We start from the raw sequence: 11,429 nt of genomic DNA, 5'->3' as shown, positions 1-11,429 counted from the left end.
GTCGGGGGCTTCGCGCGCATCCAGGTGCGCGACCGGGGCATCGGGCTGCCGGCGGATCAGGTGGAGCGCATCTTCGAGCGCTTCGGGCGCGCGGTGAGCTCGCACTCGTATGGCGGGCTGGGCCTGGGGCTGTACCTCACGCGCCGCGCGGCGGAAGCGCACGGCGGCCGGGCCTGGGCGGAACCCGGCCCGGAAGAAGGCGCGCGGTTCACGTTGGAATTGCCATTGGAGAAGGAGACGCGCGAGTGAGCCGGCCGCTGTTGGTGGTGGATGACGACACGGACCTGCGCGAGGCGCTGGAGGAGGTCCTGCGCGACGCGGGCTACACCGTGATGGGGGCGGGCAACGGCCTGCAGGCGCTGGAGGTGCTGCGCAAGGCGCAGACGACGCCGTCGCTGGTGCTGCTGGACATGATGATGCCGGTGATGGACGGCGCGACCTTCGGCCGCCAGATGCGCACGGTGGAGGCCTGGCGCGACATCCCGGTGCTCGTCTTCTCCGCCTCCGCGAACGCTCGCCAGGTGGCCGACGAGATGGGCGCCTGCGGCTACCTGCGCAAGCCCGTGGACGTGGAGACGCTGCTCAAGGCCGTGGCCGCCAACAAGGCGCCCGAAGGCACCTGAGCGCTCGCGAAGCTTGCAGGGGGTTTTGAACGGGCGGGCACCCCCGCACGCGCGTTGACGCTGTGCGCGACGGACTGGTAAGCGATTCCTTAACAGCTTTCCAGCGAGGCGCTCCCGTTGAATACCCACATGCTCGCACAGCTCCTGGTCCAGCTCATCGTCATCATCGGCGTGTCGCGGTTGATTGGCCGGGGAGCGCGGTGGCTGGGACAGCCCCTGGTCATCGCGGAGGTGGTGGCGGGCATCGCGCTGGGCCCGTCGCTCCTGGGGTGGCTCTGGCCGGACGCGCTGCGCTGGCTGTTCCCGCCGGACTCCATGCCGTTCCTGAAGATGCTGGCCGAGGTGGGGCTGGTGCTCTTCATGTTCCTCATCGGCCTGGAGCTGGACCCCAAGCTGTTGAAGGGGCGGGGGCACACGTCGGTGGTCATCAGCCACTCGAGCATCATCGTCCCCTTCGGGCTGGGCGCGGTGGCGGGCGCGCTGTGGCTGTACCGGACGCTGTCGGACCCTTCGGTGCCGTTCTCGTCGTTCGTGCTGTTCATGGGCGTGTCCATGAGCATCACGGCCTTCCCGGTGCTGGCGCGCATCCTCAGCGAGCGCGGGCTGATGCAGTCGAAGATTGGCGCCATCGCCATCGCGTGCGCGGCGGTGGACGACGTGACGGCGTGGTGCCTCTTGGCCTTCGTGGTCTCGCTGGTGCGCGCGTCCAGCCTGGCCCAGGCGGGGATGACGACGCTGTTCGCGGTGCTCTACATCGGCTTCATGCTGCTGCTGGTGCGGCCGTTCCTCGCCCGGCTGGGCGCGCGCGTGGCCAGCCGCGAGGGCCTGACGCAGAACGTGGTGGCGGGCACGCTGCTCCTGCTGCTCGCGTCCGCGTGGACCACGGAGCGCATTGGCATCCACGCGCTGTTCGGTGCGTTCCTCTTCGGCGCGGTGATTCCCAAGGAGGGCGGGCTGGCCGCGGCGCTGATTGAAAAGCTGGAGGACGTGACGGTGGTGATGCTGCTGCCCGTGTTCTTCGCCTTCAGCGGGCTGCGCACGCAGGTGGGGCTGCTGGACAGCGCGCAGGCGTGGCTGACGTGCGGGGCCATCATCCTGCTGGCGTGCCTGGGCAAGTTCGGCGGCAGCGCGGTGGCGGCGCGCGTCACCGGCCTGCGGTGGCGGGAGGCGGGGGCCATTGGCGTCCTGATGAACACGCGCGGGCTGATGGAGCTCATCGTGCTCAACCTGGGCCTGGACCTGGGCGTCATCTCCCCCACGCTCTTCACGATGATGGTCATCATGGCGTTGGTGACGACGTTCATCACGTCGCCGCTCTTGCGCTGGATGTATCCGCCGGAGGAGCAGGCGCGCGACCAGCTGGCGCAGGCGCCGGACGCGGCGCTGGTGCCGTCCGCGTACACGGTGCTCCTGTGCGTGTCGCACGGGCAGGCGGGGCCGGGCATGGCGGTGCTGTCGCGGGCGCTGTCGGGCGAGCGCAACGACGCGAGCCTCTACGCGCTCCACCTCTTGTCGCCGGAGCGTCCGCTGCGCGTGCGCGCGGAGGGGGCGCTGGATGCGAACGGCGCGGAGGGCGCGGCCGGCGCGGCGGGCACGGCGGGCAGCGCGCTGACGCCGCTGTTGGGGCGCGCGGAGAAGCTGGGGCTGTCGGTGCGCACGCTGTCGTTCGTGTCGTCGGAGCCGGCGCGGGACATCTGCCGCACGGCGCAGGCCAAGCGCGCGGACCTGGTGCTGCTGGGCTGGCACAAGCCGCTCTTCAGCCAGACGGTGCTGGGCGGCACGGTGCACGAGGTCATGCAGGAGGCGTCCAGCACGGTGGCGGTGCTGGTGGACCGGGGGCTGTCGCAGGTGCGGCGGGTGCTGGTGCCCTTCGTGGGCAGCCGGCATGACCGGGCGGCGCTGGGGCTGGCGCGGCGGCTGTTCAAGCAGTCCGGCGCGGAGGTGACGGTGCTGCACGTGACGTCGCCGGAGGGCGCGGGCACCGGGCGCGCGCAGGTGGACGAGCTGTTCCCCCTGGACGAGGGCGCCGCGGTGAAGCTCAAGGTGGTGCGCCACGCGTCGCCGGAGGAGGCCGCGCTGGAGGAGGCGCGCGCGGGCTACGACCTGGTGGTGGTGGGCGTGGGCGCCGAGTGGGGCCTGGAGGACAAGCTGTTCGGCGTGCAGCGCGAGCGCATCGTGCGGGACGCGCCCGGGTCGCTGCTGCTCGTCCGTCACCCGGAGGGCGCCCCGGCGCTGGCCCAGGGACAGGGCCAGGGCCAGCAGCAGGGCGCCACGCCGGACGCCGCGCACGCGGTCGGGGCGAGGACCTGAGCGCCATGCACCTGGGAGCCACGCTGCGCCTGCTGCGCGTCGACGCGGGCCTGTCCCTGCGCGACCTGGCGCGGCGCATCGGCGTGTCGAGCGCGTACCTGAGCCGCGTGGAGCACGGCGTGGACGCGCCGCCCACGCAGGCGCGGCTGACGGCCATCGCCCGGGAGCTGGACGTGCCCCCGGCGCTGCTGATGGACGTGGGCAACCGGGTGAGCCCCTACGTCGCGGGCTACCTGGAGGACGTGCCCGCGGCGGGGACGCTGCTGTTGGACATCGCGCGGCGCAAGCTCACCGGCGCGCAGCTCGCGCGCGTGCGGGCGTTCCTGGACGCGGAGTTCCCCCTGCGCGAAGGGCGCGGCGACGAACCCGCGCCCGCGCTGGGACCGCTCCTGTGCGCCGAGCGCGTGGTGGTGCAGCTGAGCTGCGAGGACTACGAGGACGCGCTCGACGTGGCGGCGGGACGGCTGGCGTCGGCGCTGCCCGGCCTGGACGCGGCGGCGCTGGCGTCGGGACTGCGCCAGCGCGAGGGCGAGGCCCCGTCCCAGGTGGGCAATGGCGTAACGGTGCCGCACGCGTTCGTGCCCGGCGCGTCCCCGGCCGCGGCGCTGGTGACGCTGGCCCGGCCCCTGGACGCGGACACCCCGGACGGCCAGCCCCTGCGGCTGGTGGTGGCGCTGGTGGACGGCCACCCGGGTCGCGCGCGGCTGATGCGGCTGGCGCACGTGGCGAGGCTCGCGGGGCGTGGGCTGGCGGACCGGCTCCACGGCGCGGACGGGCCCGGGCGGGTGCTGGAGCTGCTGGAGGACCTGGAAGCGCTGCGCTGAAGCGACGCGCCCCCAGGGCCCGGGTCAGGTCCCCGGAGCAGGGGGCGGGGGCACCCAGTGCTCCCACGCGCCCAGGTCCCGGTAGCCCAGGTGCCGGTAGACGCGCAGGCCGGACGCGGTGGATTGGAGCACCGTCGCCGTGCACCCGCGCGCGCGCGCCCCGGCGATGAGCCCTCGCATCACCGCGGTGGCCAGCCCCACGCCCCGGGCCTCCGGCGCGGTGGCCACCAGGTACACGCCCGCCGTGTCCGCCACGTCCACCGCCATCCCGCACGACATGGGCTCGCCGCCGTCGCGCGCCACCACCGTGTGCACGTGGCGCGGGGGCGGCCGCTGCCAGATGGCGAGGATGTCCCGCCACTCGGGGCCGTAGGTCTTGACGTTGATCTCCACCAGGGCGTCCATCCGGTCCACGGCCTCCACCGGCACCCCGGGGGCCATGTCCATGTCCGGCAGGTCCTTCAGCCAGGCGCCCATGGCGGGCACGGTGAAGTCCGGCTTGTAGCCCGCGGCGGCCAGCACCCGCTTCGCCTCCAGCTGCCCGGGCGTCAGGGTGACGCGCCAGCGCGACAGGCCCAGGCTCCGGTAGAAGTCGTCCAGCGCGGGCAGCGCCTGCTCCAGCGCGTCCGCGTGGGTGAAGAGGACCTGCTGGAAGTGCGCGTCCTGGTACGCGGGCAGCGCGAACGCCTCCACGCCCGGAAGGCGCAGGTGGCGCAGCGAGCCGCGCTCGGCCTGGAGGCGCTTGAATTCGATGAGGTTGGCGTGCAGCCGCGAGGTGAGTTCGGCATCCGTCATGCGGGCGCGCAGCCTAGACACGGAGGCGACAGCCAAAGAACAGCCCTGGAGGAAAGGACGCGCACACCGTCCGCCCGGGGGTTAGGTTCCAGCTTCACGCCGCCATGAGCCAGCGCTTCTTCTCCTTCGATCCCCGCCCCACCCGAATCGCCCTCTTCGTGGGCGCGTGCCTGCTCGCGGTCCTCACCGCCTGGGCCCTCGCGGACTTCCGGGGCGGAGGGGGGCTGCTCGCCATGGCGCGGGCCGGCATCAGCACGGGCCTGATGCTCACCTTCCTGGTCTCCGTGCACCGCCTGCGCCCCCGCTCGGAGTGGGGCATCACCCTGGACAGCGCGGGCGTGCGGGTGTCCCGGCCCTTCAGCGGCAAGCCGCTGGAATTGCACTGGGGACAGATTGATTCCGTGCGCCGGGTCGGCCGCAAAGGGAGCGTGCTGGGCCTGTTCCTGAAGGAAGAGGGAAGGGTGCTCGTGACGCGACATCTTTTCGCCCGCAAAGCTGTTTATGAGGAGTTGATCGCGGCGCTGGAGGACCGTCTCCCGCCCTCGCGTTTCGACGCCTGATTCATGAATCTTTTCGCAGCCTTGCGCGGGCTCCCGAACCTTGTCCGGGATGCCCGGTGGTGGTAGGCACAGCAGGCACAGCCCTGTCGCAACGGCAGCCTTTCCCAAGGACACGTTTCACATGGAAAAGACCCCCGCTACCGGCGCCGCGCTGGCCGCGCCGCCCGCCGATTATGGGACGGACAGCATCACCAAGCTCGAAGGGCTGGAGGCCGTCCGCAAGCGCCCTGGCATGTACATCGGCGACACGATGACCTACGGGCTGCACAAGCTCGTCTACGAGGTCGTCGACAACTCCGTGGACGAGGCGCTCGCCGGCTTCTGCACGGACATCGAAGTCGTCATCCACGTGGATGGCTCGCTCAGCGTCCAGGACAACGGCCGCGGCATTCCCGTGGGCCCGCACCCGGATCCCAAGTTCAAGCACAAGGACACGCTGGAGGTCGTGCTCACGGAGCTGCACGCCGGCAGCAAGTTCGGCAACGGCGCGTACAAGGTCTCCGGCGGCCTGCACGGCGTGGGCGTCACGTGCGTGAACTTCCTCTCCGAGTGGTTCAAGGTCCGCGTCCAGCGCGACGGCAAGGTGTTCGAGCAGGGCTACGCGCGCGGTGTGTCCAACAGCCCGCCGGTGGAGGTGGGCACCACGGACAAGCGCGGCACGCTGATCCACTTCAAGCCCGACCCCACCATCATGGAGACGGCGGACTTCAACTTCGAGACGCTCAGCCAGCGGCTGCGTGAGCTGGCGTTCCTCAACGCGGGCCTGCACATCACCATCCGCGACGAGCGCACGCAGAAGGAGCACGACTTCAAGTTCGACGGCGGCATCGCGTCCTTCGTGGAGTACCTCAACAAGGCGAAGGAGGCGCTGCACGACAAGCCCGTCTTCATCAAGTCGGAGCGCGAGGGCGTGTCGCTGGAGATCGCCATGCAGTGGAACGATGGCTACGACGAGCGCATCTTCACCTTCGCCAACAACATCAACACCCACGAGGGTGGCAGCCACCTGTCCGGCTTCAAGGCCGCGCTCACGCGCACGCTCAACAGCTACGCGGAGAAGGGTGGGCAGTGGAAGGACCTGAAGGAGACGCCCACCGGCGAGGACGCGCGCGAGGGCCTGTCCGCCGTCATCTCCGTGAAGCTGTCCAACCCCCAGTTCGAGGGGCAGACGAAGACGAAGCTGGGCAACAGCGAGGTGAAGGGCCTGGTCGAGCAGATGGTGAACGACCAGCTCGCGTCCTTCCTGGAGGAGAACCCGCCCGTCGCCAAGAAGGTCGTGGCCAAGGTGGGCGACGCGTGCCGCGCGCGCATCGCGGCCCGCAAGGCCCGTGAGACGGTGCGCCGCAAGGGCGTGCTGGACGGCGGCGGCCTGCCCGGCAAGCTCGCGGACTGCCAGAGCCGCGACCCGCACGAGAGCGAGCTGTACATCGTCGAGGGTGACTCCGCAGGCGGCTCCGCCAAGCAGGGCCGGGACCGGCGCAACCAGGCCATCCTCCCCTTGCGCGGCAAGATCCTGAACGTGGAGAAGGCGCGCTTCGAGAAGATGCTGACCAGCGCTGAAATCGTCACGCTCATCACCGCGCTGGGCACGGGCATCGGGGCGGAGGACTACGACCCGGAGAAGGCGCGCTACCACCGCATCATCCTGATGACGGACGCAGACGTGGACGGCAGCCACATCCGCACGCTGCTGCTCACGTTCTTCTACCGGCAGATGCGCGAACTCATTGACCGGGGCTACGTCTACATCGCGCAGCCGCCGCTCTACAAAGTCACGCGCAACAAGAAGGACAGCTACGTCAAGAACGAGCGCGACCTCAACGAGTACCTGCTGAAGATCGCCGCCGAGCACGCCCGGGTGCAGACGCCCGCGGGGGAGCTGGGCGGCAGCGAGCTCAAGGTGCTGCTGGAGAAGGTCATCACCTACGAGGAGCGCCTGGAGAAGCAGGCCAAGCGCCGCGACGCGCGCATCGTGGACGCGCTGGTGCAGGCGACGAACCTGCGCGCGGACCTGCTCGCGGACGAGCAGGCGGTGGAGTCCGAGTACCTGGCGATGCGCGAGTACTGCCAGCGGCGCATGCCGGACGTGATGGGCCGGATGTCCCGGCGCGTGGAGCAGGACCCGGAGCACCAGTCCAAGAAGCTGGTGGTGCTGACGGACCTGAACGGCTCCATGCGCGAGTCCGTGTTCGACCACGCCTACCTGTCGTCGCCGGAGTACCAGGAGCTCATCACCCTGCGCGAGGCCTTCAACTCGCTGGGCAAGGCGCCCTACCGCGTGAAGGTGGACGCGGGCGAGGTGACGGCGTTCTCCGTGCAGGAGGTGCTGGCCGCGGTCCGCAAGGACGCGCAGAAGGGCCTGGGCCTGCAGCGCTACAAGGGGCTGGGTGAGATGAACCCGGAGCAGCTCTGGGACACCACCATGAACCCCGTCACGCGCACGCTGCTCCAGGTGCGGGTGGAGGACGCGGTGGAGAGCGACGACATCTTCTCGCTGCTGATGGGCGAGGCGGTGGAGCCCCGCCGCGAGTTCATCGAGCGCAACGCGCTGGACGTGCAGAACCTGGACATCTGAGCCTGCGCCGTCCCCTGTGAATCAAGCGCCGGGCCCCGGGGGAAAAGACCCGTGGGCCCGGTGCCGTTTTTCGGCTCCGCGCCCACGTGCCCTTCCCATCCTTGTTGAGCCGGGCCGCGCGAAGCGGCCCCGGAAGCCCTTACGGAAGGAACCTTGAGACCAGCGACCAGCGCGAGGAGGCCCCCGCGCGCATGTTGAGGATGGCGGTGATGGCGATGACGCCCGCCATGGTGGCGAGGTTCACGATGCCGCCCACGTCCATGGCCTTCATCGTCTTCGCGGCCGTCTCCGGCGTGTTGGCCGTCGGCGTCAGCCCCGTCTCCGCGGGCACGGCGCCTTCGGGCGCCTGCCTGGCGAGGAAGGCACCGCCGAAGATGTTGGCCGCGCCCAGCGCCACGGTGGCGCCCAGCAGCACGTCCTTGGCGATGACCAGCCCGCGCGTGGTGCTGTCGATCTCCTTGCCCGTCAGCCGCGAGCGGCCCACCAGCCAGGTGATGGCCGCCAGCCCCACCGACGCCGCGTTCACGATGTTGAAGCCGTTCCAGGCGGCGTTCGCCACCTGCCCGCGATCCTCATGCGAATCCAGCACCTTCACCGCCGGGTTCAGGGCGATCTTCCCGAACAACGTGCCACCGAAGCCGGCGGCGAGACCCAGGTTGTGCAGCACCAGACCAGTCGAGGACATCACAGGCATCATGGACGGACTCCCAACACAGAGAATGTGGATGTCCGTGAGGGTAGGCACTACCCCCTGGCGCGGGAGCAGCGCCTCAGGGTCATGCCCTGGAGGGCCATGATGTCCGCCTGCCAACCGGGCCTCCCAGCGGGGGCCCGTGTGCCCGGCTGCCTGGGTAGACGCTGGGGGCTACCGCTCGGAGCGGTTGGCGCCGCGGAGCGCTTCGGCGCGCTCCTTGCGGGACATATTCGTCACGTCGACGATGTCGAAGTCGAGCGCGCCCTGGTTGTCGCCCAGGCTGATGTCCGGGAAGAGGCAGCGCACGTCCTTCACGCCGGACACCTGGTAGCGCTTGCCCGCCTCCAGCAGCCGGTGCGTGCGGCGCACGGCCTCCTCGGTGGGCCCCTTCTCCACGCACAGCACGGTGCGCACGCGGCCCTGGGTGCCGCCCTTCACCTCGGCGAAGTCGTCGCGCACGGTGAAGAGGTAGGTGGACCTGGGGTTGAGGCCGCGCAGCTGCATCTGGTGCCGGGGCTTCGCCTGCACGGCGTTCTTCTGGGGCTCGAACAGCACCGAGCGCGGCGGGATGTACGCGGACTGCCGCAGGTGCACGCGGATGGAGCCCCGGTTGTCCTCCGGGCCGGTGTCGTCCATCGCGAAGAAGTGCAGCTTCTTGGCGCCCTTGATGGTGCGGGGCGCGGCGCTGACGAAGCCCACGGCGTTGTCGGCCGGGAGGTCGCCCTCGGCGTAGAAGACCAGCGTGCCGGACGCGACGCCGTCGCCTTCCGCGAACGCCGCGCTGCCCTCGGTCCACACCGAGTAGGCCGCGCCGGGCGCCACGTCGATGGTGGCCGTCGGGTACTCCGGCAGCGGCAGCGCGTTGTACATGGGCCGCAGCACCAGCAGGCGCGTGGGGTAGTCCACGATGCGCATCTCGCGGTCCTTGCCCGTGAGCGCGGCGTCGTCGGCCGAATCGACCGGAGCGGCGGCGACGGCGGTCCCGCCATCCTCCGGGGCGGCCCCTGCGTCCGTCGTGGCCACGGCGGCGACCGCGCTGCCGGCGTCGGGATCACCCGCGTCGGTGTCGGTGGCGGGCACGGTGGTGGTGATGATGGACGCCACCTGGGCGCTCGTGGGCGCCAGCTCCAGCTCCGCCTTGAGGTGGTACTCCGCCTGGTTGGGGGAGAAGCGGCGCGTCCACGCGCGGTAGCCCGGCTTGGTGATGACGACGGTGTGCGGCGTGCGCACGTCCGCGCCCACGACGCGGTTGGGCGTCTTGCCGGCGGGCTTGTCGTTGACGACGATGGCGGCCCCCTCCGGCTTGGAGGTGATCCACAGGATGGCGGCGTCGCCCACCAGCTCGTCGCCGGGATCCGGTGCGAACATGAAGCGCACCGCCACCCCGATGAAGATGAGGGCGACGGCGGCGGTGAAGACGCCCATGCTCAGCGACCGCACCTGCTTCACGCGCTTGCTCTCGCGTTCGGCGGCTTCGGCGGCCAGCTTCTCGCGCACGTCGTCCACGCTGGTGCGCACCCGGGGCGCGGCCTTCTCCTCCGGCTCCGGCGCGATGGCCGTCTCCACCGGCGTGTCGCGCGGGGCGGCGAACGTGGGGAGCGACTGCGGCATCGCCGTGGGTTCGGTCCCGGAGTCGGTGTCCGGCTCGGGCGGCAGCTCCGGCGGCAGGGGGCGGCGGCCCACGCCGGTGGCCTCGCGGGTGCCGCCGGTCGTCACGCGGCGCGCGCCGGTGGTGCTGCGGCGCACGGCGGTGGCCTGGGTGGTGCTGCCGCGGCGCGCCCCGCTGTCGCTCGCGGGGCGCAGGCCGGGGGCGCTGGGCGAGCGCACGCCGGGGCTGGACGGGCGGGCCACGCCGGGGCTCGATGACCGGCCGTTGCTCGAAGGCAGCCGCGCTCGGCCCTGGGATGTCTCCGACGACGGGGACTGCCACGCGGCGAGCTGATCCTTGAAGCTGGGCGGCAGCTCCACCTTGCGTCCCTCGGCGGCGAGCTCCTCCGCGAAGAGGTACGTCATCAGCTGGCTCAGCATCGTCGGCGTGAAGCGGGGCGTGTCGCGGTAGAGCATCTCCACCAGCGACTCGCTCAGGTCCTTCGCCGTCTGGTAGCGCGCGTCGCGGTCCACCGCCATCGCGTGCGCGACGATCTGCTCCAGCTCCTCGCCCACGCCCGGGTTGACGGCGGACGGGGGCAGGCAGTCGCCGTGGATGATGCGTGGCAGCACGGTGACGAACTCGCCCTCGAAGGGGCGCCGGCCGCACAGCATCTCGTAGAGGACGATGCCCGCGGCGTACACGTCCGTGCGGGCGTCCAGGTCCTGCTGTCCCCGGGCCTGCTCGGGGGAGAAGTACGGGTACTTGCCCTTGAGCGTGCCGGGCGACGTCTTGGCCTCCACCGCGCTGGTGGCCTTGGCGATGCCGAAGTCGATGACCTTGACCTCGCCCTCGTAGGAGATGAGGACGTTGTCGGGGGACACGTCGCGGTGCACGAGCCCCAGCGTCTGGCCGTCCTCGCCCACGTGGCGGTGCGCGTAGTCCAGGCCCTCGCACAGCTTGCTGGCGATGTGCAGCGCCAGGGGCTGCGGCAGGAAGCCCACCCCGGCGCGGGCCGCGCGGCGCAGCACCTTGGACAGGGGCTGGCCGTGCACCAGCTCCATGGCGATGAAGTACTGCCCGTCCACTTCACCGAAGTCGAAGATCTGCGCGATGTTGCCGTGCGTGAGGCCGGCCGCGACGCGCGCTTCGCTGATGAACATCTCCACGAAGTCGTGGTCGTCCACGAAGTGCGGGAGGATCTGCTTGATGACGCACGGCTTCGTCACGCCGGCCGCACCCGTCAGGCGCGCGCGATACGTGACGGCCATGCCCCCCGCGGCAATCTTGGAGACCAGGACGTACTTGCCGAATTGCTGGAGACTGGGTTCTGCCACGGGTGAGCAGGCGGGGCCGGTGAAGGGGGAGGGCCGGAGCATACTCGCCTTCGTCGGAAAGTCCCGGAAGCGCTCGCATGGCATGCGAAGATTTCGCTCCGGGTGCTGGCCGGGGGGCGCGGG

The 11,429-nt window shown here is 71.1% G+C and carries 9 protein-coding genes; 6 read left to right on the top strand and 3 right to left on the bottom strand.

Annotated elements, in window-relative coordinates; translation table 11 throughout:
- The 4 genes from D7V97_RS31805 to D7V97_RS31790 all read left to right on the top strand — a co-directional run.
- A partial coding sequence (locus D7V97_RS31805; protein WP_147445050.1) for a sensor histidine kinase KdpD occupies positions 1-249 on the top strand: 249 nt, incomplete at its 5' end.
- A complete protein-coding gene (locus tag D7V97_RS31800; RefSeq protein WP_120614382.1) occupies positions 246-623 on the top strand; it encodes a response regulator in 378 nt (125 codons plus the stop codon). The genes D7V97_RS31805 and D7V97_RS31800, both read left to right, overlap by 4 nt.
- Positions 624-740: 117 nt before the next feature.
- Entirely contained in the window at positions 741-2,933 is a 2,193-nt protein-coding gene (locus D7V97_RS31795) for a cation:proton antiporter (protein ID WP_120614381.1), read from the top strand.
- A gap of 5 nt (positions 2,934-2,938) precedes the next feature.
- Positions 2,939-3,757 (top strand): helix-turn-helix domain-containing protein, encoded by an 819-nt coding sequence (locus D7V97_RS31790; RefSeq protein ID WP_120614380.1) that lies wholly within the window; start codon positions 2,939-2,941, stop codon positions 3,755-3,757.
- A gap of 24 nt (positions 3,758-3,781) precedes the next feature.
- On the opposite strand, the gene D7V97_RS31785 is transcribed toward D7V97_RS31790, so the two are convergent.
- Entirely contained in the window at positions 3,782-4,552 is a 771-nt protein-coding gene (locus D7V97_RS31785) for a GNAT family N-acetyltransferase (RefSeq protein WP_120614379.1), read from the bottom strand.
- A 104-nt stretch (positions 4,553-4,656) separates the two neighbouring features.
- Here D7V97_RS31785 and D7V97_RS31780 point away from each other — a divergent pair, with 104 nt between their 5' ends.
- Both D7V97_RS31780 and gyrB read left to right on the top strand, forming a co-directional pair.
- A complete protein-coding gene (locus tag D7V97_RS31780) occupies positions 4,657-5,112 on the top strand; it encodes a hypothetical protein (protein ID WP_120614378.1) in 456 nt (151 codons plus the stop codon).
- 121 nt (positions 5,113-5,233) lie between these two features.
- Positions 5,234-7,687 (top strand): DNA topoisomerase (ATP-hydrolyzing) subunit B, encoded by a 2,454-nt coding sequence (gene gyrB, locus D7V97_RS31775; protein ID WP_120614377.1) that lies wholly within the window; start codon positions 5,234-5,236, stop codon positions 7,685-7,687.
- Between the two features lie 139 nt (positions 7,688-7,826).
- Here the strand turns inward: gyrB and D7V97_RS31770 are convergent, their stop codons facing one another.
- The gene (locus D7V97_RS31770; protein ID WP_233583354.1) at positions 7,827-8,372 is read right to left on the bottom strand and encodes a hypothetical protein; all 546 of its coding nucleotides are present in this window, start codon (positions 8,370-8,372) and stop codon (positions 7,827-7,829) included.
- Between the two features lie 180 nt (positions 8,373-8,552).
- On the bottom strand, positions 8,553-11,348 hold the full coding sequence (locus D7V97_RS31765; protein ID WP_233583353.1) for a serine/threonine-protein kinase: 2,796 nt from the start codon (positions 11,346-11,348) through the stop codon (positions 8,553-8,555).
- Positions 11,349-11,429 lie beyond the last annotated feature (81 nt).

This window comes from Corallococcus sp. CA053C (genome assembly GCF_003611675.1).
GTDB lineage: Bacteria > Myxococcota > Myxococcia > Myxococcales > Myxococcaceae > Corallococcus.
The sequence above is the reverse complement of the archived record's forward strand: the minus strand, read 5'-3'. Positions and strand labels throughout refer to the sequence as shown.